Source organism: Rhodanobacter glycinis (assembly GCF_900114325.1).
Classification (GTDB): domain Bacteria; phylum Pseudomonadota; class Gammaproteobacteria; order Xanthomonadales; family Rhodanobacteraceae; genus Rhodanobacter_A; species Rhodanobacter_A glycinis.
In genome coordinates this window covers 111,382-137,385 of record NZ_FOSR01000009.1, presented here as the reverse complement: position 1 = coordinate 137,385, position 26,004 = coordinate 111,382, and the positions used below count along the sequence as shown (strand labels likewise).

The window sequence follows — 26,004 nt, the reverse complement described above, 5'->3', positions numbered from 1 at the left end:
CCATGTCGTTATCCAGATGCGTGATGAGCGTGGTGTTGCTGGGATCCGTCGTCGACGGCGGCGCGTTGGCGGAAGATGCACCGGTCGCTCCGGTGAGCGGCAATGTCGCGCTGGTCACCGACTACATGTTCCGCGGCCTGACCCAGAGCTGGGGTCATCCCGCGATCCAGGGCGGCGCCGACTACGCCAGCCCGAATGGCTTTGCCGCCGGTTTCTGGGGTTCGAGCATCAGCGACCGCAGCTACCCCGGCGGTTCGATGGAGCTCGATCTCTACGCCAGCTATGGCCATGCGATCGGCGGCGACTGGTCGTGGCGCGCCGGGCTCTACGGTTATCTCTATCCCGGCGCCAACCTCGACCACGCCGGACTCGCCCCGCGTTCGCTGAATACCGTCGAGGCGAATGCTGCGCTGGGCTGGAAGTGGCTCACGCTGAAGTACAACCGGGCACTTACCGATTATTTCGGCATCGACATGGAGCAGGGCTATCGTGGCGATTCGAAGGGCAGCGGTTATCTGCAACTGGATGTCGCCATTCCGCTTGGCGAGCGCTGGAGCCTGGCCTTGCATGCGGGGCATACGCATTACGCCACCACGCTGGTCTCGCCACTGGCCAGTGGCACCCGCGACCCCGATTACAGCGACGTCGGTGCCACGCTGGCCTATCAGCTCGACCGACACTGGTCGCTGAGTGGCGGTGTGGTGCATGCCGGCAACGCCGCGTTCTATCGGCACACGTCCAGCTTCCTGGACGCCCGCGATACGCGCAACGTGGGTGGCACGCGTGGCTTCCTGATGTTGCAGGGGCATTTCTAGTGCGATCAACCCACGATCGCGAAGCACCCCGTGCGGTCATCCATGCCGCACTTTCCAGATAAGCGGAATCCTTATGAGCAAGCTACTGCGTCAATCCTTCCTGTTGCTGCTGGTGATGACGGTGGTCACCGGTTTGATCTATCCACTGGCCGTCACCGGCGTGGCCCAGTTGATCTTCCCGCGCCAGGCCAACGGCAGCCTGGTCGTGAAGGACGGTCGACCGGTCGGCTCCGCCTTGATCGGGCAATCCTTCACCGACCCGAAGTACTTCTGGGGCCGACCGTCGGCGACCACGCCGATGGCCGATAACGGCATGGCTTCGGGTGGCTCCAACCTCGGCCCCTCGAATCCGGCGCTGACCGCGGCGATAAAACAGCGTATCGATGCCTTGCATAACGCGGACCCCGGCAACCATGCGCCGGTGCCGGTGGACCTGGTCACCGCGTCCGGCAGTGGTCTCGATCCGCAGATCAGCCCGGCCGCCGCGCAGTACCAGCTAGCGCGCGTGGCACGCTTGCGCGGCTTGCCGGTCGCACGGGTGCAGTCACTGGTCCGCGAGTACACCAGCGGCCGTCAGCTCGGCGTGCTGGGTGAGCCGCGAGTGAATGTGCTGGAGCTGAATCTTGCCTTGGATGCATTGCGGTAAAGTCTCCCCATGAACGGTGGTTGCCCATGAGCGATGCCCGCGAGGTTCGCGCCGATGCCTTGCTCAGCACCACGCGCGAGGAAGCGCAGCAGCGCCTGAAAGTCTTCCTCGGCGCGGCGCCCGGCGTGGGCAAGACCTACGCCATGCTTTCGGCTGCGCGCGAGCTGAGGCGGCAGGGCGTGGACGTGGTGGTGGGGTTGGTCGAGACGCATGGGCGCACGGAAACCGCGGCCTTGCTGGAGGGCATGGAGCTGCTGCCGCGTCGCGTGGTGCGGCATCGGGATCGCGACCTGGAGGAATTCGACCTCGATGCGGCGCTGGCGCGCAAGCCGGCCGTGCTGCTGGTGGACGAGCTGGCCCATCGGAACATGCCGGGCAGCCGTCACGAGCGGCGCTGGCAGGACATTGCCGAACTGCTCGATGCCGGCATCGAGGTCTACACCGCGCTCAACGTGCAGCACCTGGAAAGCCTCAACGACCAGGTACGCCGCATCACCGGCATTACCGTGCGCGAAACGGTGCCTGATGCTTTCCTCGATCGCGCGCGCGACATCATGCTGGTCGACCTGCCGCCGCGCGAGCTGATCGCGCGGCTCAAGCAGGGCAAGGTATACATGCCGGAGACCGCCGCGGTGGCGCTGGACGCGTTCTTCGCGCCGACCAATCTCGCCGCGTTGCGCGAACTGGCGGTGGATACGGTGGCCTCGCATGTCGAGAGTGACCTGCGCGAACACATGCTGGCGCGCGGCAGCGCCATGCCGGTGCGTCGCCGCGTGCTGGCGGCCATCGACGGTCATCCGCAGAGTGAATACCTGGTGCGCGTGGCGCGGCGCATCGCCGAGCGGCGAGGGGCGCCATGGAGCGTGGCTTACGTCGACACCGGTGGCGTCGTCGACCCGGTCCGCCGCGAATGCATCGAGGCGGCGACGCGGCTGGCGCGCCGGCTCGGCGGGGACACGATCATCCTGCGCGGCCACGGTATCGCGGATGAATTGCTGGCCTGTGCCGATCGCGAGGGCGTGGGCCAGATCATCCTCGGCCGCACGCGCGAGCGGCCGATCGCACGCATGCTCGGCCGCTCGTTGACCCAGCAACTGCTGCGTCGCGGCATCCATCTTGAACTGACCATCATCGCCACGCCGGCGGAGCGCGCGCGTGCACGGCGTCGGGCGCACCTGCCAGGCGGCCTCGGCTCGCGCGCGGAATACCTGCAGGCCACGTTGACCACCTTCGCGGCCCTCGGCATTGCCTTCTTTGCCGAGCTCTACCTGTCGGTGGCGAACCTGTCGCTGGTCTTCCTGACGGCGGTATTGGTCGTTGCGGTAAGAACGCGCATGGCGGTAGCCGTCTATACGGCCATACTCTGTTTTCTTGGCGACAACTTCTTCTTCGCGCCGCCGCGCTACACGCTGGCGATCGCCAATGCGGACGACGTGTTGACGGTGTGCCTGTTCTTTGTCGCGGCGCTGGTCTGCAGTCGGCTGGCTACGCGCGTGGCCAGCCAGGTGGAGTCCTTGCACATGGCCCAGGCACGGGCCCGCGTGATGGTCGAACTGGGCCAGCGCCTGTCGGTCAGTGCTGATGCCAACGGTGTCCGTCAGGCGGGTGCGCGAGCGCTGGCGCAGGCACTGGGTGTGGATGCCGCGATCCTTGCGCGCGATCCGGCGCAGGTGCTGCAGCCGGAGGCCATGGCGCCGCATGCATTCGAATTGTCGGTGCAGGACAGTGCCGCCGCCGACTGGTGCGAGCAGCATGCCGAGGCTGCGGGGCGTTTTACCGGGACGCTCAATGGCGCCGCCTGCTGGATGCTGCCACTGGGTAGCGAGGACCGGCGCCTTGGCGTGGCCGCGCTGCGTTTCGGATCGGGCGAACGCGAGCCTGATCCGGATCGGCGCAACCTGGCATTCGCGATGGCACAGGACATCGGCCAGGCACTGGAGCGTGCGCGGCTGGCCGGAGAGCTGGAGACTGCGCGCGTGCAGGGCGAGACCGAACGCCTGCGCAACGCGCTGCTGTCGTCGGTCTCGCACGACTTGCGCTCGCCGCTGGCGTCGATGATCGGCGCGGCCGGTACGCTGTCCAGTTACGCGGAACAACTGCCGCGCGAGGAACGCCAGCAACTGCTGGACGCGATCCTCGGCGAAGGCCAGCGGCTGGATCGCTACATCCAGAACCTGCTCGACATGACCCGGCTCGGCCACGGCACGCTCAAGCTCAATCGCGACTGGGTCGACGTCGCCGAGATCGTCGCTGCCGCCGTGACGCGCCTGCGCAAACTGTTCCCCGAGTTGCGCCTGGATACCGCGTTGCCGTCCGACACGTTGCTGCTGTACGTGCACCCGGCGCTGATCGAACAGGCGCTGTTCAACATCCTTGAAAATGCCGCGCGCTTCTCGCCCCCCGATGAGCCGGTGCGCGTCGGCGTGCATGTCGCGGGCGAGCAGTTGCATATCGATGTCAGCGATCGCGGCCCCGGCATTCCCGAAGACGAACGCGCGCGCATCTTCGACATGTTCTATTCGGTGGCCCGCGGCGACCGCGCGCCGCAAGGCACCGGCCTTGGCCTGGCCATTTGCCGCGGCATGATCGGTGCGCATGGCGGCAATGTGGAAGCCTTGCCGGGCGAGGCCGGTGGCACCACCATTCGCATCGCCTTGCCGCTGCCGGCGGCGCCCGAGCCGAATCCATGAATGCCTCTTCCCCGCGTGTGCTGGTGATCGACGACGAGGTGCAGATCCGTCGTTTCCTCGACATCGGCCTGCGCGCCGAGGGCTATCAGGTGCTGCTGGCCGGCACCGCCGTCGAAGGCCTGGCGCTGGCAGCCACACAGTCGCCCGACCTGGTCATCCTCGACCTGGGCTTGCCCGACCGCGAAGGTCACGAGGTGCTGGCCGAGCTGCGCCAGTGGAGTCAGGTACCCGTGTTGATGCTGTCGGTGCGCGATGCCGAAAGCGAGAAGGTGCGCGCGCTGGACAACGGCGCCAACGATTACGTGACCAAGCCGTTCGGCATCCAGGAATTGATGGCGCGTCTGCGCGCCTTGCTGCGCCGGCAGGTCACGGTGGGCGAGTCGTCGGACATGCCGCCGCGCTACGACGACGGCCGTCTGGTGATCGACCAGGTGCGCCGCGAGGTGCTGCTCGATGGCACGCCGCTCTCGCTGACCCGCAAGGAATACGCCGTGCTTGCCATGTTGTTGCAACATGCCGGCCGCGTGGTCAGCCAGCAGCATCTGCTGCGCGAGATATGGGGCGCCAGCCACGTGCAGGACACCCACTACCTGCGCATCGTGCTGGGCAAGCTGCGCCAGAAACTCGGCGACGATGCGGCTGCGCCGCGCTGGTTGAAGACGGAGCCGGGCGTGGGTTATCGATTCCTGCTGCAGGAGTGATGGCGGAACGTCGGCGCGAGGTGGATGCCGAAGCGATCATCGGCGCATGACGTGTTTCCGTACACCCGAAGACTGGCAGCGATCACGGGATGGCGCGGTCACCGGGGGCGTTCAAGGGCGAATTGCGTTGCCAGTGCGCGCCACGGTGCGATGCTCCAGTGCCCACGTGCCTGTCCCGAGGGTGAGGGCAGCACGAACACGCGGGTCGTGCCGATGGTCTCGTCCTGCAAACCATAATGGGCGATGGCGTGGCCAAGCCCGGCGCGCGCCGCGTTCTTGCTGGTGAAGGCGAGCAGGCGTGGCGCGTGGCGTTCGATCTTGGCGATGAGTGAAGGCACGTCGAAGGCGTCGCGCGGCAGCTCGTTGTCGTTGCCGCTATGGCGCTTGGCCAGGTCGGTAAGGCCGATGCCGTAGTCGGGCAGGCAGGGGAATTCGTGTGGCGCGAACTGGCGCGGGGTGAGGCTGGCTTCGAACAGCGCACGCCAGAACAGGTTGCCGGGGTGGGCGTAGTAAGCGCCTTCGGCGGCGGAACGCTTGCCGGCCGCGGTGCCGCAGAACACCAGTGTCAACCCGGCTTGCAGCACGTCCGGAAGAATCGGTGCTTCAAGCCTGCGCGGCATCGTCGTCGAGCAGGAAGTCGGTGAACTGGAAGCGTCCGTCGCGCAGCACGGATTCGCCACGACGCAGTTTCAGCGGATGGCGGAACAGCGGACCGCCGAAGCTGATGGTGTGGAACTCGCCGCGCTCGCCGCAGGGGTCGACGCCGCTGGGCAATGCGTCGAGCAGCGCACGGTCGAAATCGCGGCCGCAATGGCTGGCGTCGAGCTGCTGCGTATCCACGCAACACAGCGCGGCACGGTGGCCCTCGGCGACAAGGCGCTGCGACAGGGCGGTGGTGTCCTCGCCCCATAGCGGAAAGTGCGCGCGCCAGCCGCCGCGGCCGAGCTGGCGGATGCGGTAATCGCGCACGTCTTCCAGGAACAGATCGCCGAACGCGCAGTAGCGCAGGCCGGGCCAGCGTTGCTGTGCTTCGGCCAAGGCGGCGGCATGGGCGTCTTCATAGGCTTCGTTGCTGCCGGGCCAGTCCATCGCGGCCTCGATCAGCGGCAGCCCGAGCGCGTCGGCCTGGGCCAGCAGCACATCGTGGCGAATGCCGTGCATGGCAATCCGGCCGTAGGTGCGGTTGACCGTGGTGAGCAGGCCCACCAGTTGCCATTGCGGATCGGCGCGCAGCCGCTGCAAGGCCATCAGGCAGTCCTTGCCGCCACTCCAGGCGAGGATGATCGGGGTACGGTTCATCCGGCCACTTTAACCCGGCAGCGTGGCCAGCTTCAGTCGCGCCGCACGTGGTAACTGAACCGGTCGGTATGCGAACGACCGGCGGATGGCCCGGGATGCTCTGCTCGGTTCGTTCAGCTTGGTCGCGTCGGGGCGCTTTCACCCTGTGCCTGGAAGTGACGTGGCACCGCCCTGCGGTTGCCGGAGCAGCGGACCGTGCAGTGCGCATCGACAGTTTGCGCACGCTGCCGCTATAAAGGTGGACATTGAGTTGGAGTGTCCGGTGAGCGAAGAAATCCTGATCAACGTGACTCCGCGCGAAACCCGCGTCGGGGTGGTCGAGAATGGCATGTTGCAGGAGGTGCACGTCGAACGTGCTTCCCGGCGGGGCTATGTCGGCAACATCTACAAGGGGCGCGTGCAACGGGTGATGCCGGGCATGCAGGCGGTGTTCGTGGAGATCGGGTTGGAACGGGCGGCGTTCCTGCACGCCTCGGACATCGTGCGGCCGACCCTGCCCGAGGGCGTCGAGCCCAATGGGCACGGCAATGGCCATGTGCCGTCGATCAGCGAGCTGGTGCACGAAGGCCAGGAAATCGTGGTGCAGGTGGTGAAGGACCCGATCAGCACCAAGGGCGCGCGGCTGTCCGCGCACCTGTCGATTCCGTCGCGCTACCTGGTGCTGCTGCCGCATGCGAAGACGCTGGGCATTTCCGCGCGGATCGAGGACGAGGTCGAACGCCAGCGCCTGAAGGACGTGCTGACCCCGCTGATCGGCGAGAACCCGTTGGGCTACATCGTGCGCACCAATGCCGAAGGGCAGAGCGCCGAATCGCTGGCCTTCGACGTGACCTACCTGGGCAAGGTCTGGCGCGTGGTGCAGGAGAACATCGCCCGGGCGAAAGTGGGTGAGCGCGTGTACGAGGAGTTGTCGCTGCCGCTGCGCAGCCTGCGCGACTCGCTCAACGAGGGCATCGAGAAGGTGCGCGTGGATTCACGCGAAACCTTCGAGAAGGTGGTCAAGTTCGTGCACAAGTTCATGCCCAGCCTGGACGACCGCGTGGAGCATTACGACGGCGAGCGGCCGATCTTCGACCTGTACGGCGCCGAGGACGAGATGCAGCGCGCGCTGAGAAAGGAGGTGCCGCTGAAGTCCGGCGGCTACCTGATCGTCGACCAGACCGAGGCGATGACCACCATCGACGTGAACACCGGCGGCTACGTCGGCTCGCGCAACCTGGAAGAAACCGTCTACCGCACCAATCTGGAGGCGGCGCAGGCGGCGGCACGGCAGCTGCGGCTGCGCAACCTGGGCGGCATCATCATCATCGACTTCATCGACATGGTGGACGAGGAACATCGTCGCCAGGTGCTGCGCATGCTGGAAAAAGGCCTGGCGCGCGACCACGCCAAGACCACGGTGTATCCGATGTCGGCGCTGGGCCTGGTCGAGATGACCCGCAAGCGCACCACCGAGAGCCTGGAGCGCCAGCTGTGCGAGCCGTGCCCGGTCTGCGCCGGTCGCGGCACGATGAAGACCGCCGAGACGGTGACCTACGAGATTTTCCGCGAGATCACCCGTGCGGTGCGCCAGTTCAATGCCGAGAAACTGCTGGTGATGGCCAGCCCCAACGTGGTCAACCGGATTCTGGAAGATGAATCCATTGCCGTGGCCGAACTGGAAGAGTTCATCTCCAAAAGCATACGCTTTCAGGCTGAAGAGCATTATTCACAGGAACAGTTTGATGTTGTCTTGCTTTGAGCCCGTTCGTGGCCCCCGGCTGCATTGCGCCGGAAGCCGTGTACGGGCGGGACAGGGAAGGTTCGCGAGCATGAACAGGTTTGCCGGATCCGGTAGAGACCTCCGGGCATGAACGTGTCGTGGCAACACTGCCTGCACCGCTGCGCGCGGGCGCTGGGCTGGACGGCTGGCGTACTGGTGATCGTGCTGGCGATCTCGGCGGCGCTGGCGCAGGTGCTGTTGCCGCTGCTGGCGCGTCATCCGCAGTGGGTGGCCGCACAGCTCAGCGAGCGGTTGCATCGACCGGTCAGCTTCAATTCGCTGGAAGGGCGCTGGCAGCCGTCCGGGCCGCTGTTCGTGATGCACGACGTCACCATCGGCGTGGGTCCAGGTGAAACCGGCAGTCCGCTGCATATTCCCCAGGCGGCGCTGAAACTCGACTTCGGTGGCTGGCTGCTGCCGTCGCGGCATCTGCTCAATTTGCGTGCGCGCGGCCTGCAGCTCGACCTCAGCCATGATGCCGATGGCGCGTGGCACGTCAACGGCATCGGCGTGGCCGGTGGCAAGGATCGACAATCCACCTCGTTCGGGCGCTTGTCGCTGGGGCTGTGGTTGAGCGATGTACGGCTGGACATCGCCGATGCACGCACCGACAAGCACTACACCCTGATTGCCGATGCACTGCGGTTGAGCCGGCAGGGCAGCACGATCCGCGTCGGCGCGCTGCTGCACCGGGTGGACGCGGCTGGCAACGTGCGCGGTGCGGGGCGCTTCCGCGACGACGGCAGCAGCGGACGCTTGTGGCTGTCGGCGCATGATGCCGACCTGCACAAACTGCTTGACGGCATCGACATGGGTGGGTACCAGGTGGATGCCGGCTATGGCAGCGTGTCCACCTGGCTGGACTGGAAGCGCGGCAAGGTGGTGCGCAGCCTGGCCCGACTCGACCTCACCGATGTAGTGGTTGGCAACCCGCAGGGCGGCAAGGCCAGCGTGCCGTCGGTGCATGCCACGGCCGACGTGCGCGGCATTCCCGGCGGTTATGCGCTGCGCTGGGCTGGCGACACCTCCGGCGCGCTGGCGCTGAACCTGCTGCACCCGGGCACGCCGCAGGCCAGCATCGCGGCTGCTGCAAGCGATTTGCAACTGGCTCCCTTGCTGCCGTGGCTGGCGCTGAAGCCGAAACTCTCGCCGGCATTGGCCGATTGGCTGGGCCAGGGCCATCCGCACGGTTTGCTGGAAGACGCCTCGCTGCGCTGGAGCCAGGCCGCCGGATTGCAATCGCTGACGGTGGATTTCAACGACCTTGGCATCGATGCCGCCGGCACACTGCCGGGTGTGGATCGTCTGCAGGGCACGCTGCGTGGCGATGCCGAGGCGATCTCGCTGGAGCTGCCGGCGCAAGCCACCACGCTGCGTTTCCCGCATGTGTTCCGCCAGCCGTTCGTGATGGCGAAGCTGGGCGGCACACTGGCGTTCTGGCAGGGCGATGGCGATTGGCACATCGGCGTGGCCGGGCTGGATTTCGAAGGGCAAGGCTTCGGCGGTTCGGCGCGTGGCGAGATGGACCTGCACGACGCGGGCGGCGCCCCGTTCCTGGACATGTACGTGCACCTTGCGCATGCCGATACCGCGGCAGCCAAGCTGTTCTGGCCGATCAACGCGATGCCGGCGGGCACCGTGAAGTGGCTGGATGACGCGCTGGTCAGTGGCACCGTGGACGACGCTGACGTGCTGGTGCGCGGCGACCTGAAGGACTGGCCGTTCCATCACAACGAAGGGCGCTTCGAAGCCCATGCCGAGCTCAGCGACCTGACCTTCGATTACGGCAAGGACTGGCCGCAGGCCCAGGGCATCCATGCCACCGCGTATTTCATCGACAACAGCATGCTGGTGCAGGCCGATGCGGGGCAGTCGCTGGGCGTGAAGGTGGACAAGGCGGTAGCGCTGATTCCCGACTTCGGCCATGGCGTGCTCGATCTCAACATCAACGGCGGCGGCAGCAGTGCCAACCTGCTGGATTTCGTGCGCAAGAGTCCGATCGGCAGTCGCCAGGCCGATGTGCTGTCCAAGTTCAAGCTGGGCGGCAGCAGCAGTTTCAACTTCCACTTGTCGCTGCCGCTGGCCGACGCGGCGAACTTCACCCTGGCGGGCAACGCGCAGTTCAAGGACATGGACGTGAATGCGCCGGACTGGAGCCTGAAGCTGGACAAGCTCAGCGGCCCGGCGACCTTCGATGGCCACGGTTTCCACGCCGGTCCGCTGACCGGCAGTGCCCGCGGCGAGCCGTCCACGCTCGACCTCGCGATTGCCGGTGCCACCGGTGATCCATCCACCGTGGTGTCGGCAAAGCTCAGCGGCAATTACAGCGTGGCCGAATTGCTGCAGGGCTACCCGCAGTTGAGCTGGCTTGGCGACATTGCGCACGGCAAGAGTGATTTCAGCATCGGCTTCGACATCACCAAGCCGGCCGGTGGCAATGGCCCCGTGGCGCAGACCTTGAGCGTCGACTCGCCGCTGACCGGCATCGCGCTCGATTTTCCCGTGCCGTTGAAAAAGGCCCCCGCCGACACCGGTTTGCCGCTGCATCTGTCGATGAGCATGCCGGTGGCCGGCAGCGACCTGCAGGTGGCCATGGGCGATGCGATGCGCGGACGTTTCCGCCTGCCTGCCGGCGAGCAGCAGCCCTTGGCGGCCACCCTGGCTTTTGGCACTCAGATGCCGGCGCTCGACACGTTGCCGATCAAGGGGCTGCGTATACGTGGCCAGGCCGACCAGCTCGATGTCACCGGTTGGGTGCAGTACTCGATGGCAGGCAACAGCAGTGGCGGACCGGGGCTGGAAAGCATCGACATCGGTGCCAGCCATGCCCGCTTGTTCGGCCACGATTTCGCGAGCATGCAGATCAAGGCCGTTCCGAAGGGCGACACGTTGGGCATCGATGTCGACAGCAAGGCCATGTCCGGCCATTTCGACGTGCCGACGACCGACTTGAGCAAACGCGGCATCACCGCACGGCTGAAGCGGCTGTACTGGCCCAAGGAAACCTTCTCGACCGGCAACGGCAAGGGAACGACCACCCCTGCATCCGATCCGGCCAACACCGGCATCAATCCCGCCGCGCTGCCGCCGTTGCACATGGTGGTGGGGGACCTGCGGCTGGGCGACGCCAACCTCGGCCAGGCGCGGCTGGAAACCTGGCCGACGGCGAAAGGCATGCACATCGACCAGTTGCGGGCGTTGTCGCGCAGCGTGCAGGTCAGCGGAAGCGGCAACTGGGACGGCACTGCCACCAACAGCCACACCCACATGCGCATCGACTTTGCCGCCGACAACCTTGGCGACATGCTTTCCGCGTTCGGTTTCGATCACATCTTCAGCGGCGGCAAGACGCATGACGAGCTGGATGCCACATGGCCCGGTGCGCCATCGTCGCTCGAACTGGCGAACATGGACGGCAAGCTCAGCATCGACGTCAGCAACGGACGCATTCCCGACCTGGCACCAGGCGTGGGGCGCCTGTTCGGCCTGATTTCGGTGGGCGAATTGCCGCGGCGGCTATCGCTGGATTTCGGCGACGTGTTCGGCAAGGGGTTGGGCTTCGACTCGATCACCGGCGACTTCGCCCTGGCCAACGGCAATGCGGTGACCCACAACCTGAAGATCCGCGGCCCCGCCGCCGAAATCAGCATCGATGGGCGCACCGGCCTGCGCGCGAAGGACTACGACCAGCAGGTGACCGTGGTACCGCATCTGGGCAACAGCCTGCCGGTGGTCGGCGCGGTAGTGGCCGGACCGGTAGGCGTGGCGGCCGGGCTTGCCGTGCAGGGTCTGCTCGGCAAGGGCTTGAACCATGCCGCGTTGCGCCGTTATCACGTCACCGGCAGCTGGTCCAAGCCGGTGATGACCCTGGTGGAAAAGCGCGATTTGCCGACGTCACAGGCGGTACCCGCACCATCCGGAAGCGCCGCGCCGGCACCGGCCATTTCCACGCCGTCCCGGCCGGCAAGTTCCGCGCCGGCGCAACCGGCGGCCACTCAGCCGGTGGCGCCGCCGGCCACGACGCGGGGTACCGGAACCACGCCAGCCGCAGCCGCTTCAGCCGGCGGTCCGCCGTGATCGCGCCACGCGCAGGCTTTAAGCTTCACTTTTCGCCCATATCTCCATCTCATGACGCCGTCATTCCAGCGAAGGCTGGAATTTAGTCAGGTACTCGTGCGAAGCACACACACCTTGTTTCGTGTGCTTCGCACGGCATTTTCACTGGATTCCGGCCTGCGCCGGAATGACGGCAACGACTTTCCCGCGCTTTTCCAACACTCCAACCGGTACCGCCCATGGATTCCCTGATCGCCCAGGCCGAAAACCGCCTGCTTGCCCCCGGCGGCCTCGCCACCGGCGACCTTGATCGCGTGTTTTCCCAGCTGATGGGGCCGTCGATCGACGCCGCCGACCTGTATTTCCAGCATTCGCGCAGCGAGTCGTGGTTGCTGGAAGAGGGCATCGTCAAGGACGGCAGCCACTCCATCGAGCAGGGTGTGGGCGTGCGTGCGATCAGCGGCGAGAAGACCGGTTTCGCCTATTCCGACGAGATCGTGCTGCCGCAGTTGCTGGACGCCTCGCGCGCCGCGCGCGCCATCGCGCAGGACGGTCACGGTGCCGGCAAGCCGCTGGCCTTGAACGGGGCGCGCCAGCTCTATCCGGCCATCGATCCGGTGGAAAGCCTGCCCAATCCCGACAAGATCGCGCTGCTGCGCGAAGTGGATGCCTATGCGCGCTCGCGCGATCCGCGGGTGCAGCAGGTCATCGTCAGCCTCGCCGCCACCATGGATACCGTGCTGATCGCCGCCTCCGACGGCACCCTGGCCGCCGACGTGCGCCCGCTGGTGCGCTTGTCCGTGCAGGTGATCGCCGAAGCCAACGGCCGCCGCGAGCAGGGCCATGCCGGCGGCGGTGGTCGTTACGGTTATCGCGAGCTGATCGAGAACGGTCGCGCCATGGCCTTTGCCGACGAGGCCGTGCGCCAGGCGTTGGTGAATCTTGAGGCGGTCGACGCGCCGGCCGGCCAGATGACCGTGGTACTCGGGCCCGGCTGGCCCGGCGTGCTGCTGCACGAGGCGATCGGCCATGGCCTGGAGGGCGACTTCAACCGCAAGGGCAGTTCCGCCTTCGCCGGCCGCATGGGCCAGCGCGTGGCCGCGCCCGGCGTCACCGTGGTCGACGACGGCACCTTGCAGGGTCGCCGCGGCTCGCTCAGCGTGGACGACGAGGGCACGCCGACCGAATGCACCACGCTGATCGAGGACGGCATCCTCACCGGCTACATGCAGGACAAGCTCAACGCGCGCCTGATGGGCATGGCGCCCACCGGCAACGGCCGCCGCGAATCCTTCGCGCAACTGCCGATGCCGCGCATGACCAACACCTACATGCTTGGCGGCAAGGCCGATCCGGAAGAAATCATCCGCTCGGTGAAGAAGGGCTTGTACGCACCGAACTTCGGTGGCGGCCAGGTCGACATCACCAACGGCAAGTTCACCTTCTCCGCCAGCGAGGCGTACCTGATCGAGGACGGCAGGATCACCCGCCCGGTGAAGGGTGCCACGTTGATCGGCAGCGGCCCCGAAGTGCTCAACCGTGTCTCCATGATCGGCAACGACATGAAGCTGGACGACGGCGTTGGCGTCTGTGGCAAGGATGGCCAGAGCGTGCCGGTCGGTGTCGGCCAGCCGACCCTCAAGATCGACTTGATGACCGTGGGCGGCACGGCGTCGTAAGCGCTTTCAAACGGGGTGCGACTCGCGCCACTTCGTGCCGCGAGGGGTGAGCTTGCCGTTGTTGGCGCGCTACTCGCGTGGCTCGGTTTTTGGCTTGCTCCTAGTGCGTTTCCTGGCGCTGCCGGAGCGGGTGGTGGCCGGTGTCGACGATGCACTTCCGGCGAGCTGCTCCAGCCACGACAAATCGTCGATATAGGCCAGGAAGTGCGCCAGGTAATCCGGTGAAAGGGAACGCATTAGCGTCACGGAACGATGCACCAGGATCGCCGAGCTGAGCGGGCCGCCATGGGCGGGAGCCTGCTCACGCACCTGTTGCAACTGGCTCTGCGCGTGCAATCGCGACCAGGTTTTGCGGAAGGTATCGAGCGCCGGCAACTCCGGGATGGCGCTGGTGTTTGCGGTCTCGCCACCCTGTTCGTCACCGTTGCCCGGTCGCTGCGCATGCCTGGTGATCTGGTCGACCAGCTCGCCCAGCGGCCCGCGCGCAGGTGCCGAGGAAACGCTCGTGGTCGCCGGTTTTTCAGCGACATCGGTCGACTCGTTGAGCCCTTCGGCATAACGATCCATCAGTTGGCGCAATCGTGCTTCCAGCCATTGATGCGTGGCACCGGTGTGGTTGGCCAGGCGCCGTTCCAGCGCGTCGATGAGATGGAAACGCCATGGCTCCGCCGCATGCGCTTGTTGCGCACGCCATGCCTCGATGGTCGCGCGTGGGGACGCGGGTTTACGGCTCATGGCCTGAGGCCGATGGCTTCGGAATCGGGGCGATTTCCACGCGTCGGTTCCTGGCGCGGCCCGTGTCGCTGGCGTTGGAACTGACGGGCTCCTGCGAGCCGAATGCGGCCGCAAACAACGAGTCGGCGGGCACGCCATCGGCAATCAGCGCGCGGGTGACCGTCAGCGCGCGTTCGGCCGAAAGCTCCCAGTTGTCGGCGAAGCGGCGGTTGCCGTCGTGCACCGGCTGGTCGTCGGTGAAGCCGCTCACCATCAGGATCTCGTTGCGCGACTGCAGATAGCGCGAAAGCGGCTGCGCCAGGCTCTGCAGCAGCTCGCGGCCGGCCGGCTGAAGCTGGTCGGAGTTGAGCGCAAACAGCACATTGCCGCGAATGCCGATGCGCCCGTGCACCAAGGTGATGCGACCGGCCGCCAACGGTACCGCCAGCGCATGCTCCAGGCTGATCCGGCGCTGGGCTTCGGCATGCTGCTGCCGGACCGCTTCGTCCAGCTTGTGCGAAAGCTGCAGTTGCATGCCGATCACGCCGACCAGGATCAGCACGAACGCGCCCAGCAGCACCGACATCAGGTCACCGAACGCGGCCCAGATGGGTGTCTCGGTGCCGGCTTCGATTTCGATTTCGTCGCTCATGCCGAAGCGTCCGCAGCCGCTCCTTGCTGGCTGGCCAGTCGTTGCATGTCCTCGATGATCTGCTTTTGCGAGAGCACGCTCAGGTCGACCACTTCGCGCGCCTGCGCCACGTAGTAGGCCAGTTGTTCATCGCTGCGGGCCAGCGAGGTATCCAGCGCGCCGGCAATCTGTTGCAGGCGCTCCATCAGGGCTTCGTTCGACGCGCTGTACAGCGCGACGCCGGTACCGAAGGCCTCGCCCAGGCTGGCCACTTCCACGGCGCTGCCGCCGAGCTGGGCCGCGACGGCGTCGAGCTTGCCGGTTTCATCGGCGATCTGTTCGCTGAAACGGCTGCCGACGCGGTCCAGCAGGTCGGCCGAGGTGGTGACCAGGGCGTCGATGGCCGAACGCTGTTCGGTGGACGCATGATTCACCGCGTCCAGCAGCGTTTCCAGCGTGGCCAGCAGGCGGCTGCGTTCCTCCAGCATGCCGGTGTCGCGGGCCATGCTGTCGGAGAGTTTCTGGCGCAGCTCGGCGACCACTTCGGCGGCGATCCGTGGTGCTTCGGATGCCGCGTCCACCAGCCGCGAAATCTCGGCGATGGTGGCGTTGGCGTGCGTTTGTGTCTGGGCCGACATGTCGTTGGCGGTGCGCGCCAGCGTGTCGCAGATCGCCTGCTGCTGCTCGCTGGCGAGTTCACTGGTTTGTTGCCATTGCCGGTTCAGCGTGGCGCTGATCGCATCGAGCTTTTCCGACCATGCCGACAGTCGCTGCTGGTCGCGTGATTCCAGCGTCGACTGCAGGTCGGCATGCGACTGGTTGACGCCACGAACCAGCGATGTCGCATGTTCTTCGAAGCTGGCGGCGGCGAGGGTCAAGGCTTGCTGGTGGCGGTCCGCCAGCGCCTGGTTCACCGTTTGCTGCTGCGACAGCGCATCGTGCAGGGCCTGCGCGGCATGGCTTGCCGTGGTATCGAGGCGCGCCGAAACACTGTCCAGCAAATCGGCCGAGCGCCGCTCGAAGGTCGTCGCAAATTGCTCCAGCGATCCGCGCAGATCATCCGCCTGCTGCGCGTGGGTCTGCCGTTGCCGGGCCAGCGCGTCATTCCAGATCGCCGTGACCGTTTTGCTGGTGGTTTCAAAGCCGGCCGACAGGTTTTCCGACTGCTGACGCAACGCTTGCGCCACCGTCTCGTGTTGCGTCGTCGTTGCCTGCGCGATGCCGGTCATGGTGGTGGCCACGATCGGCTGCAGTGCTTCGGCGGTGGCGCGGGCGCCTTCGGCGAGCGTGTCCTTCAACGACTGTTCCATCGACGAGGCGAGGCGCGCAAAGCTCGCTTCGGTAGCCGTGTGGAAGCTGGCCTGGCTGGCCAGTTGCCGTTCGCTGGCTGCCACGTTCTGCTGCTCGATGGCGGCCATCATGCCTTGCAGGCGTTCCACCAGCGTGGGCATCAGCTCGGTCTGCTGCTGCAGCAACTTGAAGGCTTGTTCGCGTTGATGGGCCTGGGAATGGACGCGCAGGGTCGTGCCGATTTTTACATCCAGCTGCTGCACCGCCTGCAACCGTTCACGCCGACACAGCGCCGAAAGCAGCCCAAGCATCGCCGAGCTGGCCACGCCGGCGATCGAGGTGCCGAACGCAAACGCCAGGCCATTGACCGGTGCGGCGAGCGAACCGCGGATGGCCTGCAGATCGGTGGCGCTTTGCAGCGCGGTGCCGGTGCCGCGCAGCGTGGCCATCATGCCCAGCAGCGTGCCCAGCATGCCCAGCAACACCAGCAAGCCGACCAGATACGAGGTCAGCGCCGGCGCTGGCAGGCCGACCCGTTCACCCTCGATGCGCAGCCGCACCGCATGGCGCAGGCTGGGATGCAGGCGGCCCAGCCACTCGCCGAGGGAGCCGGCTTCCGGCGATACATCGGCCACGGCCTGTCGCAGCGAGGCCGTGGCCGCGCGATAGCGAAACAGTTCCCAGGCGCCGGTGAGATAGCTGGCAGCCATGACTGCCGCGACCGCCGCCCCCAGCGGATTGGCGCCCACGTAACCCACGCCGATCCAGCAGACCACGGCCAGACCCGCGAGGAACACGAGGAGATCAAGAAGGCGTTTGAACATGACTTTCCTGTTGATGGGTCCGAAGCGCGGCAAGCAGCGCCTCGACCGGTTGAAAGCGGACATCCAGCTCGGCGAGCAGCACGCTGCGCATGTCGTTGCGAAAGATTCCCCGCCATGCGTCGTCGGCGCCAGGCGGGTGGTTCGATGCCTGGCGCGACGCCCGACACAAGCGGTCGAAATGATCGCCCAGCAACCCCGGCACGCGAGCCAGCAACGACTGCTCGCGCGGGCTCAGCGCCCGCTCCAGCGCCGCGTCCACTTCCGCAAGCCGGGCCATGTCGCCCGAACGTCGTGCCAGCATGTCGCGCAACCGGCCGCGCAGCGCGCCGGTGGCCGCTTGCATGGCCCGTTGCCGGCCGAGGTAGTGCTGGCGAAACGGCGTGTAATCATCCGCGGCAAAGGCCTTGGCGTTGCCGCGTTGCAGCGCTGCGGTCTGCACCATCGACTCGGCGAGCGTGGCCCGCATGCGCGCGCACTCGGCTTCCTCGGCGGAGTCGAACGTCGGCCCGTCATCGTCAACCGGCGGCGGCTCGTCATCCAGTGCACTGGACAGTACCAGCGACTGCTTCCAGTCCAGCCACGAGCTCAACCGATCGGACAGCGATTCACCGCTGGCCCGCACATCCATGTCGCAGAGGCGCGCCAGCAAGCGGATGAACGTGGGACCGCGAATCGTCGCCTGTCGGTGGGGTTGAATCATTACGGGTGGCGAAAAATCAGCCATTTTACACCCGAAGGGAAGGGTGGTCGGTGGCTTGGGGCTGAACCAGCGCCGGGCTGCGGATGGCCATTGCCGGAGCGGCCGACGTCGCTGCGGCAAGGCGCGGGCGCCCCCTGGGCGTGCCGCTACACGTTTACGCGTCCGGCGAGGTGGCGTCGTCGTCGGGAAGGGAGGCTTCGCTCGAATCGTCGGGCCTGGGCAGGCCCTTCAACAGCTTGAAAATTTCCCGGTACGCCTTCGGTGGCTTGTTCGGGGTGATCTTCTCGACGCGGGCCTGGCGGATCAGCGAGCGCAGGTGCTGGCGGTCGATCCCGGGATGCTGGTCGAGCAGGGTGGACAGGGCGGCATCGCCATCGTCGCCGATCAGGCGTTCGCGCAACGCTTCGAGGCGGTGCATCGCGGCGGTTTCCTGGCGCTGCTTGTCGCGATTCTCGCCGAGTTCGGCACGCACGTTGGCGAAGTCCGCCTCGTCGTAGCGGCGCATGACCTTGGCCAGGAAGGCGAGCTGGCGCTTGCGCGCGACGTGCGCGGTAACGCGACGGGTGTTGTCGATTTCGCGGACCACGTCGTCGGGCAGGTCGAGCTTGGCCAGCCGGCTCGGTGGCAGCTCGACCAGTTGCCCGGCGAGGGTCAGCACGGCCAATGCGTCGCGGCGTTGCTGGGTGCGGCTGGGGCCGTAGTCCTCGTCGTCGAGTTCGGTCTGGTTGCGGCTGCGGCTCGGGCTCACGATGTCGGTTCCGGAAAGTGGGGCAGGGTCAGCTGGATGGGGCGTCGTCGGGGGAACTGTCGGCCTGTTCCAGTGCAAAGCGCAGGATCGGCTCGCCATCCAGTTCGACGGTTTCGGCAAACATGGCGGCGGGACGTACCCACAGGCCGCGTTCGCCGTACAAGGCCTGGTAGACGACCAGTTCTTCCAGCGTTTCGCTGTGGTGGGCAATGCCCAGTACGCGATAACGCTGGCCCTTGTAGTGGCGGTAGATACCGGCAATGGTAGGCATGACCGGCCTCCCGACTGGCTCTTTGCAAACGGCCGCGATGCCCCCATGTCGGAAGGTCTCGCGGTACATGCCGCCCATTCTACCTGTCAGGAAGCCCTACGTGAGCGCAACTGCCCTTTCCGCCGATCGCAGCCAGCAGGATCTCGACCGTTTGTCCGGCCTGGCCGAGGACGTGATTCGCCGTGCCCGAGCCGCGGGCGCGAGCCAGGCCGAGGTGTCGGCCAGCATCGACATCGGCTTGAGCGTGAACGTGCGCCTGGGCGAGGTGGAGACGGTGGAGCACACGCGCGACCGCGGTTTCGGCCTCACCGTGTATTTCGGCCAGCGCAAGGGCTCGGCCAGCACCGCCGACCTGAATCCGGACTCGATCCAGGCCACGCTGGACCAGGCCTGCGCCATCGCGCGATTCACCGAGGAAGATCCGGCCGCCGGCCTGGCTGACGCGGCGCGCATGGCCACCGCCTTTCCCGAACTGGACCTGTGGCATCCGTGGGCCATCGACACTGCCGATGCCATTGCGCTGGGGCAGCGGATCGAAGGTGCCGGGCGCGCGCACGCCGGCATCACCAATTCCGATGGCGCGAACGTGCAGATGGGCGAAAGCGTGTCGGTGTATGCCAACTCGCACGGTTTCGTGGGACGCGAGCGCGGCACGCGGCACGGGCTGTCGCTGTCGCTGATCGCGGGCGAAGGCGAGCACATGCAGCGCGATTACTGGTACGACAGCGTGCGTGCCGCCGACGATTTCATGGATGCGCAGGCGCTGGGCGACAAGGCGGCCGAGCGCACCCTGTCACGGATGGGTGCACGCAGCCTGTCCACACGCGAATGCCCGGTGCTGTTCGCGCCGGAGCTGGCGCGCGGGCTGATCGGTCACCTGGTTGGTGCGGTGAGCGGCGGAGCGCTGTACCGCCGCGCCAGCTTCCTGCTCGACCACGCGGGCAAGGCCATCATGCCGGGTTGGCTGAATATCGTGGAGCAGCCGCACCTGCTGCGCGGCAAAGCCTCCGGCAATTTCGACGCGGAAGGCGTGGCCACCCGCGACAGCGCGCTGGTGGAAGGCGGCGTGCTGGCGCGTTACGTGCTCGGCAGCTATTCCGCGCGCAAGCTGGGCCTGTCCTCCACCGGCAATGCGGGCGGCATCCACAATCTGATCGTGAAGCCGGGTGCAAGCGACGGCGAGGCCGGCGACTTCGGCGCGATGCTGCAACGCCTTGGCACCGGCCTGCTGCTCACCGAGGTGATGGGTCAGGGCGTCAACGGCATTACCGGCGATTATTCGCGCGGCGCGGCTGGTTTCTGGGTGGAGAACGGGCAGATCGCCTATCCGGTCGAGGAAATCACCATCGCGGCGAACCTGCGCGACATGTTCGCCGGCATCCGCGCCGTGGGCACGGATGTCGATCCGCGCTCGCACATCCTCACCGGCTCGATCCTCGTTGATCGGATGACGGTGGCGGGCGAATAGGTACGCCTGCACTGCCTTGCCGGCGCGCGGCTTGCTAGGATCGGCCTACCGGCATGGGGCCGGCCATGTACACGAGTCCACAGGAGGCGTTCCATGAGCGTTCCGCCCGAGTCCGCTGTACCACCCCCGTCACCACCATCCCCGCCACCGCAAGTGCAGCCGTCCGGCGCGTTGCCATCGGAAGAGCGTACCTGGGGCATGCTGGCCCACCTGTCGTCGTTGCTGGGCGGTTTGCTTACTGCCGCGTTCGGTGGCGGCTGGGGCTGCTTCATCGGCCCGCTGATCGTCTGGCTGGTGAAGAAGGACACCATGCCGTTCGTGGACGATCAGGGCAAGGAGGCGCTGAACTTCAACATCACCGTGGCGATCGCGTTCCTGGTCCTGCTGCTGTTGTCGGTGGTGACTTTCGGCATCGGCTTGCTGATCGCGATTCCACTGTGGGTGATCATCGGCATCGCATGGTTGGTGCTGACCATCGTGGCGTCGGTGAAGGCCAACGAGGGTGTGCGCTACCGCTACCCGTTCACGCTGCGCCTGATCAAGTAAACCCGGTCAGGCGACGCAGTTCCCGTCGGCCGGAACGGCGACGGGGGCTTGGCTGTTGTCGTTTTCCAGGCGCCGCGCGGACGCCAGGTTGCAGTGCTTTCGACACTCGGAAACGGCGGCTGCGCTTGCTAGGATCGTTCGTATCGGCCTGCGCCGACCTTCCGACCGACGAGGATATGCGCCATGAGCGTTCCACCCGAATCCGCCGTACCGCCGCCATCACCGGATGACGTGCCGCCGCCTCCGATCGGCCCTTCGCGCGAGGAGCGCCAATGGGCGTTGTTCGCCCACCTTTCCGCACTGCTTGCCGGCCTGCTGACCGGACACTGGCTGGGCGTGGGCTGTTTCATCGGGCCGCTGATTATCTGGCTGGCGAAGCGCGAAGGCATGCCGTTCGTGGACGACCAGGCCAAGGAGGCGCTGAACTTCAACATCACCGTGGCTATCGCGGCGCTGGTCTGCGGCCTGCTGATGTTTGTGCTGATCGGTTTCGTGTTGCTGCCGATCCTGGGCGTGCTGTGGCTGGTCTGCGTGATTCTTGCCGCGATCAAGGCGAACGAGGGCGAGCGTTACCGTTATCCGTTCGCGCTGCGGTTCATCAAGTAGGCGGCAGGGCTTTGGAACCGGTGGCTGCGTCGCGGCTACCGGTTCGTTCGTTGTCCTGATGCTTGATCCGGCATGTCGCGAAGCGCGCTGCGGGATGCTCCGTCTTGTGGGTGTCGCTCAGCGCGCACGTTGCGCCGAGTAATGTGCCAGCTCGCGCAGCAGCATGCCGCGTTCGCCGAACGGCGCCAGTGCGGCCAGTGCTTCGTCGACCAGTTCGGCCAGGCGCGCGCGTGAGGCATCGAGACCGATGATCGTGGAGAAGGTGGGCTTGTCGGCGGCGGCGTCCTTGCCGGCGGTCTTGCCGATCACGCTGGATTCGCCTTCCACGTCGAGGATGTCGTCGCGCACCTGGAACGCCAGGCCTACGGCGGCGGCGTAGCGGTCGAGTGCGGCCAGTGCATCCTCGTTGGCGCCGGCGCTGAGCGCGCCCATGCGCACGGAGGCGCGGATCAGTGCGCCAGTCTTGCAGGCGTGCATGTGTTCCAGTTCGGCCAGGCTGAGCTTGCGCCCGACCGCGGCCAAGTCCAGCGCCTGGCCACCGGCCATGCCCTCGGCACCGCAGGCGGCGCCGAGTACGCGCAACATGGCCATGCCACGCGTCGAGTCGGGGCTGTCATCGGCAAGAATCTCGAAGGCCAGTGCCTGCAACGCATCGCCGGCGAGGATCGCCATGGCCTCACCGAATACCACGTGACAGGTGGGGCGGCCGCGGCGCAGGTCGTCGTCGTCCATGGCCGGCAGGTCGTCGTGCACCAGCGAATAGGCGTGGATCAATTCCACCGCGCAGGCGGGGGCATCCAGTTCGGGGCCGGCGTGACCCAGCGCGTGGCCGGCGGCGTAGACCAAGAGCGGGCGCAGTCGCTTGCCGCCGCCGAGCACGGCATAGCGCATGGCGCGATGCAATTCGGGTGGCGAGCGATCTTCGGCGGGCAACATCCGATCCAGCGCCTGTTCGGCGCGGGTGATCAGGGCTTGCAGGGCGGGGCCGAGTTCAGCGTTCGGGTTCAAACGGTTCGGCACTTTCGGGAGCATCGGGATCCAGCAGCAGGCGCACGCGCAGTTCGGCTTTTTCCAGTGACTGCTGGCATTGGCGATAGAGACCGATGCCACGCTCGAACGAGGCCAGCGAATCGTCCAGGCTCAGGTCGCCGCCCTCCATCTTCGCGACCAGTTGTTCGAGTTCGTCCAGCGAGTGCTCGAAATCGGCGGCCGGGGCGGTTTTGGCGGTGGTGGAAGCGGACTTGGCCATGGGCCGCAACGCTAGCGCAGCAGCGTTGCGGAATCAATGCGGCAGGGTGCCACCGAGGGGTTTTTCCGGAGCTTCCGGATGGCAGCCATCATGCGCCCGGCCGCCACTCGGGGCGGCTCGCCGCGACACTGAACAACGCTTCGCCGCGCGCACTGAGCCAGCGATCGGCGACGGCAACAAGCTCGCCGTCGGCGTACAGCAGCGGGCAGGCCAGCCGTTGCCACGGCGGCAGTTCGCCCTGCTGGAACAGGTCGCGCAGTTCGCGGGTGTGGGCATCGCCGGCCGGCTTGAGATGTTCGCCGCCGCGGCGCAGGCGCACGTGCAACGGCTCGGGCAGGCGGGCGGCAGGGTCGGACAGGCGCAGCAAGCCGCCGTCAGGCAGCGCCAGCGGCTCGCCACGCCATTCGCAGTGCCAGGCCGGGTCGATGGGTGGCTGCGGGGGCAGCGCCCAAAGCCGGGCCTTCCAGATACGCAGCTCGGCGCCGGCCCAGCTGATGCAGGGCGTTCGTCCCGGTCTCGCCTGGCATTGCCGTTCGATCTGTTGACGCTGGGCGGCCGTCGGCGCGGGCAGTCCGCGGCGGTGCAGCCAGTGATCGAGCAGCGGTTCGCGCAGTGCGGGAGGCAGCGCCAGCCAATCGGGCATGGCCAGGCTGCCGTTGCCTGCGTCGTGCAGCCGAGTGAAGGCCGGCAGCCATTGCGCGCGCAAGGTGTCGGCGGCGGCCTGGCTGAGTGTGGCGCTATGCAGGATCGAGTCGGTTGCCTGTGGCCAGTGCGCGACGAGGCGCGGCAGGATGTCGTGGCGAAGGTAATTGCGCGACAGTCGTGCATCGGCATTCGAGGGATCGTCGATGCAGGGCAGTCCGTGGGCTTCGACATGGGCGCGCAGTTGCGCGCGCGACAGCGCCAGCACGGGACGCCACAGTTGGCCCTTGCCCAGCGCGCGCCGTTCACGCATGCCGCCCAGGCCTTCCGGACCGGCGCCACGCAGCAGCTTGAGCAGCACGGTTTCGGCCTGGTCGTCGCGATGGTGCGCCAGCAGCAGCCACTCGCCTTCGCCCAGATTCTGTTCGAACGCGGCGTAACGCGCGCGCCGTGCGGCGGCCTCCAGGCCTTCGCCGCGATGGGTCTCGACCTGTACGCGAAGCACCGCGCAGGGCATGTCCAGGCTCGCGCAAAGGCGTTGGCAGTGTTCAGCCCAGACGCGGCTGTCGGCGTTGAGTCCATGGTCGACATGCAGCGCGCGCAGGCCGCGTTCGCGTGCCACGGGCAATTGCGCCAGGGCGTGCAGCAGTGCGGTGGAATCCGGGCCGCCGCTAAAGGCCACGCACAGCGGCACGGCAGGGGTGCCCGCCAATGCGGCGGCAAGGTGTTCGAGCAACGCTGGGATCACTTCTTGGCGCTGCGCGGGCGCACGTAGATGTGCTTGCCGTTGCCGATATGGCGTTCCTCGGTCTCGAACAGGCCGATGCCCTTGATCAGGCCACTGAGCTTGGCGTAGCCATAGTTGCGCGAATCGAAGTCGGGCGACTGCTTGTTGACGATGCTGCCGATGGCGCCGAGGCTGGCCCAGCCGTTGTCGTCCGACGCGGCTTCGATGGCGCCTCGCAACAGGTTCATCAGGCGCGTGTCGCCACGCAGCTCCTTGGCCGAACGCGGCTTGGGCGCGGTCTCAGCTTCGGTTTCGGCGGTGCCGGCCAGCACCTCGGTGTAGATGAACTTGTCGCAGGCGGTGCGGAACGGCTCGGGCGTCTTGTGTTCGCCGAAGCCGTACACGGTGAGCCCGGATTCGCGGATGCGCGAGGCCAGCCGGGTGAAGTCGCTGTCGCTGGAGACGATGCAGAAGCCGTCGAAGCGCGCGGAGTAGAGCAGGTCCATCGCGTCGATGATCATTGCCGAATCGGTGGCGTTCTTGCCCACGGTGTAGCGGAACTGCTGGATCGGCTGGATCGAATGACGCAGCAGCACGTCCTTCCAGCCATTGAGATCGGGCTTGGTCCAGTCGCCGTAGATGCGCTTGACGTGGGCGGTGCCGTACTTGGCCACCTCGGCCAGCAGGCCTTCGACAATCGCGGGACGCGCATTGTCGGCGTCGATCAGCACGGCGAGCTTGGTGGAGTCATGGGCCATGGCACGGATCCATCGGTGGGCGTAGGCCGATGGTAACGCCGGGTGCATGCCGATTTGTAGGAGCCCACTGGTGGGCGATGCTCTGTTGGTCGCGATCGCAAGCGCAGCAAAAGCATCGCCCGCGAGCGGGCTCCTACCGGTGTAGAACCGTTATTCCTGGAACGCGCCGTAGCTGCGCAGGCGCTCGTAGCGGCGTTCCAGCAGGTCGGCAACCGGCATAGCTTCCAGCTCGTCGAGCTGGTTCATCAGCACGGCCTTGAGGCGGGTGGCCATGGAACGCGGATTGCGGTGCGCGCCGCCCAGCGGTTCGCGCACGACCTTGTCGACCAGGCCCAGTTCGAGCAAGCGCGGCGCGGTGAGACCGAGTGCCTCGGCGGCATCGCGAGCCTTCTCGGCGCTCTTCCACAGGATCGAGGCGCAGCCTTCCGGCGAGATCACCGAGTAGATGGAATGTTGCAGCATGTTGACGCGGTCACCCACGCCGATGGCCAGGGCGCCGCCGGAGCCGCCTTCGCCGATGACGGTGCAGATCACCGGCACCTTCAGTTCCGCCATCACCCGCAGATTGCGGGCGATCGCCTCGCTCTGGCCGCGTTCCTCGGCGCCGATGCCGGGATAGGCGCCGGGGGTGTCGATGAAGGTGAGCAGTGGCAGGCCGAAGCGCTCGGCCATCTCCATCAGGCGCAGCGCCTTGCGATAGCCTTCGGGACGCGGCATGCCGAAGTTGCGGTACACCTTGTCCTTGGTGTTGCGGCCCTTCTGGTGGCCGATGATGACCATCGGCCGGCCGTTGATGCGCGCCAGGCCACCCACGATGGCGGGGTCGTCGGCGTACATGCGATCGCCGGCCAGTTCGTGGAATTCCTCGCAGATGACGCCGATGTAATCGAGCGTGTACGGCCGCGCCGGGTGGCGCGAAAGCTGGGTGACCTGCCAGGAATTGAGGTTGCGGAAGATCTCGGCGGTCTTCAGCTTCAGCTTCTGGCGCAGGCGGCCGACTTCCTCGTCGATATTGAACGCCTGGCCGTCGCTGGTATGGCGAAGCTCTTCGATCTTCGCGTCCAGCTCGGCAATGGGTTGTTCGAAATCGAGGAAGTTGGGATTCATTCGTGGTAGTTCGAAGTCACAAGTCGCGCATTATACCGGGGCGCAGGAAAAGGCGGGAACGGAAGCGTATGGGGG

General features: G+C 66.7%; 23 protein-coding genes. 10 read left to right on the top strand and 13 right to left on the bottom strand.

Features of this window, described 5'->3' with window-relative positions; translation table 11 throughout:
- Window positions 1–2: 2 nt before the first annotated feature.
- The 4 genes from BMY90_RS11315 to BMY90_RS11300 all read left to right on the top strand — a co-directional run bounded on the left by BMY90_RS11315 (window position 3) and on the right by BMY90_RS11300 (window position 4,852).
- On the top strand, window positions 3–815 hold the full coding sequence (locus tag BMY90_RS11315) for a TorF family putative porin (protein WP_092704091.1): 813 nt from the start codon (window positions 3–5) through the stop codon (window positions 813–815).
- 73 nt (window positions 816–888) lie between these two features.
- Complete coding sequence (gene kdpC, locus BMY90_RS11310) at window positions 889–1,461, top strand: potassium-transporting ATPase subunit KdpC (protein WP_092704037.1); 573 nt, start codon at window positions 889–891, stop codon at window positions 1,459–1,461.
- Between the two features lie 26 nt (window positions 1,462–1,487).
- Window positions 1,488–4,151, top strand: a complete 2,664-nt coding sequence (locus BMY90_RS11305; RefSeq protein WP_092704035.1) for a sensor histidine kinase — start codon at window positions 1,488–1,490, stop codon at window positions 4,149–4,151.
- Window positions 4,148–4,852 (top strand): response regulator, encoded by a 705-nt coding sequence (locus BMY90_RS11300; protein WP_008208477.1) that lies wholly within the window; start codon window positions 4,148–4,150, stop codon window positions 4,850–4,852. Before BMY90_RS11305 ends, BMY90_RS11300 begins: the two co-directional genes overlap by 4 nt.
- A gap of 98 nt (window positions 4,853–4,950) precedes the next feature.
- On the opposite strand, the gene BMY90_RS11295 is transcribed toward BMY90_RS11300, so the two are convergent.
- Window positions 4,951–5,472, bottom strand: a complete 522-nt coding sequence (locus BMY90_RS11295) for a mismatch-specific DNA-glycosylase (protein WP_092704033.1) — start codon at window positions 5,470–5,472, stop codon at window positions 4,951–4,953.
- A complete protein-coding gene (locus BMY90_RS11290; RefSeq protein WP_092704031.1) occupies window positions 5,456–6,151 on the bottom strand; it encodes a Dph6-related ATP pyrophosphatase in 696 nt (231 codons plus the stop codon). The genes BMY90_RS11295 and BMY90_RS11290 overlap by 17 nt, the downstream gene beginning before the upstream one ends.
- A 262-nt stretch (window positions 6,152–6,413) precedes the next feature.
- On the opposite strand from BMY90_RS11290, the gene rng reads away from it, so the two are divergent.
- The 3 genes from rng to tldD all read left to right on the top strand — a co-directional run bounded on the left by rng (window position 6,414) and on the right by tldD (window position 13,648).
- Window positions 6,414–7,892 carry a ribonuclease G gene (gene rng / locus BMY90_RS11285; protein WP_092704029.1) on the top strand — a complete coding sequence of 493 codons (1,479 nt, stop codon included), beginning with the start codon at window positions 6,414–6,416 and terminating at the stop codon, window positions 7,890–7,892.
- A 108-nt stretch (window positions 7,893–8,000) separates the two neighbouring features.
- A complete protein-coding gene (locus BMY90_RS11280) occupies window positions 8,001–11,990 on the top strand; it encodes a YhdP family protein (protein WP_092704027.1) in 3,990 nt (1,329 codons plus the stop codon).
- A gap of 218 nt (window positions 11,991–12,208) precedes the next feature.
- Entirely contained in the window at window positions 12,209–13,648 is a 1,440-nt protein-coding gene (tldD, locus tag BMY90_RS11275; RefSeq protein ID WP_008216119.1) for a metalloprotease TldD, read from the top strand.
- A 69-nt stretch (window positions 13,649–13,717) separates the two neighbouring features.
- Here the strand turns inward: tldD and BMY90_RS11270 are convergent, their stop codons facing one another.
- From BMY90_RS11270 to BMY90_RS11245, 6 genes are all read right to left on the bottom strand, one after another.
- A complete protein-coding gene (locus BMY90_RS11270; RefSeq protein WP_092704025.1) occupies window positions 13,718–14,383 on the bottom strand; it encodes a DUF2894 domain-containing protein in 666 nt (221 codons plus the stop codon).
- Entirely contained in the window at window positions 14,373–15,014 is a 642-nt protein-coding gene (locus tag BMY90_RS11265; RefSeq protein WP_008216115.1) for an OmpA family protein, read from the bottom strand. The genes BMY90_RS11270 and BMY90_RS11265 overlap by 11 nt, the downstream gene beginning before the upstream one ends.
- Window positions 15,011–17,107 carry a DUF802 domain-containing protein gene (locus BMY90_RS11260; RefSeq protein WP_092704023.1) on the bottom strand — a complete coding sequence of 699 codons (2,097 nt, stop codon included), beginning with the start codon at window positions 17,105–17,107 and terminating at the stop codon, window positions 15,011–15,013. The genes BMY90_RS11265 and BMY90_RS11260 overlap by 4 nt, the downstream gene beginning before the upstream one ends.
- Window positions 17,088–17,807 carry a DUF3348 domain-containing protein gene (locus BMY90_RS11255; protein ID WP_092704021.1) on the bottom strand — a complete coding sequence of 240 codons (720 nt, stop codon included), beginning with the start codon at window positions 17,805–17,807 and terminating at the stop codon, window positions 17,088–17,090. Before BMY90_RS11255 ends, BMY90_RS11260 begins: the two co-directional genes overlap by 20 nt.
- Window positions 17,808–17,961: 154 nt before the next feature.
- The gene (gene yjgA / locus BMY90_RS11250) at window positions 17,962–18,555 is read right to left on the bottom strand and encodes a ribosome biogenesis factor YjgA (RefSeq protein WP_092704019.1); all 594 of its coding nucleotides are present in this window, start codon (window positions 18,553–18,555) and stop codon (window positions 17,962–17,964) included.
- A gap of 28 nt (window positions 18,556–18,583) precedes the next feature.
- Window positions 18,584–18,826, bottom strand: coding sequence for a DUF1653 domain-containing protein (locus BMY90_RS11245; RefSeq protein WP_092704017.1), 243 nt, complete (start codon window positions 18,824–18,826; stop codon window positions 18,584–18,586).
- Window positions 18,827–18,926: 100 nt separating this feature from the next.
- On the opposite strand from BMY90_RS11245, the gene pmbA reads away from it, so the two are divergent.
- From pmbA to BMY90_RS11230, 3 genes are all read left to right on the top strand, one after another.
- The gene (gene pmbA, locus BMY90_RS11240; RefSeq protein ID WP_092704015.1) at window positions 18,927–20,294 is read left to right on the top strand and encodes a metalloprotease PmbA; all 1,368 of its coding nucleotides are present in this window, start codon (window positions 18,927–18,929) and stop codon (window positions 20,292–20,294) included.
- A 93-nt stretch (window positions 20,295–20,387) separates the two neighbouring features.
- Entirely contained in the window at window positions 20,388–20,840 is a 453-nt protein-coding gene (locus BMY90_RS11235) for a DUF4870 domain-containing protein (RefSeq protein ID WP_092704013.1), read from the top strand.
- Window positions 20,841–21,023: 183 nt separating this feature from the next.
- Window positions 21,024–21,446, top strand: a complete 423-nt coding sequence (locus BMY90_RS11230; protein ID WP_092704011.1) for a DUF4870 domain-containing protein — start codon at window positions 21,024–21,026, stop codon at window positions 21,444–21,446.
- Between the two features lie 117 nt (window positions 21,447–21,563).
- Here the strand turns inward: BMY90_RS11230 and ispA are convergent, their stop codons facing one another.
- The 5 genes from ispA to BMY90_RS11205 form a co-directional block, all read right to left on the bottom strand.
- On the bottom strand, window positions 21,564–22,454 hold the full coding sequence (gene ispA / locus BMY90_RS11225; protein WP_092704009.1) for a (2E,6E)-farnesyl diphosphate synthase: 891 nt from the start codon (window positions 22,452–22,454) through the stop codon (window positions 21,564–21,566).
- Window positions 22,438–22,695 carry an exodeoxyribonuclease VII small subunit gene (locus BMY90_RS11220; RefSeq protein WP_008216097.1) on the bottom strand — a complete coding sequence of 86 codons (258 nt, stop codon included), beginning with the start codon at window positions 22,693–22,695 and terminating at the stop codon, window positions 22,438–22,440. Before BMY90_RS11220 ends, ispA begins: the two co-directional genes overlap by 17 nt.
- A gap of 88 nt (window positions 22,696–22,783) precedes the next feature.
- On the bottom strand, window positions 22,784–24,085 hold the full coding sequence (gene tilS / locus BMY90_RS11215) for a tRNA lysidine(34) synthetase TilS (protein ID WP_092704007.1): 1,302 nt from the start codon (window positions 24,083–24,085) through the stop codon (window positions 22,784–22,786).
- Window positions 24,082–24,822: an NYN domain-containing protein gene (locus BMY90_RS11210; protein WP_008211669.1), complete on the bottom strand. Its 741-nt coding sequence runs from the start codon at window positions 24,820–24,822 to the stop codon at window positions 24,082–24,084. The genes tilS and BMY90_RS11210 overlap by 4 nt, the downstream gene beginning before the upstream one ends.
- Window positions 24,823–24,972: 150 nt before the next feature.
- The gene (locus BMY90_RS11205) at window positions 24,973–25,929 is read right to left on the bottom strand and encodes an acetyl-CoA carboxylase carboxyltransferase subunit alpha (protein WP_092704005.1); all 957 of its coding nucleotides are present in this window, start codon (window positions 25,927–25,929) and stop codon (window positions 24,973–24,975) included.
- Window positions 25,930–26,004 lie beyond the last annotated feature (75 nt).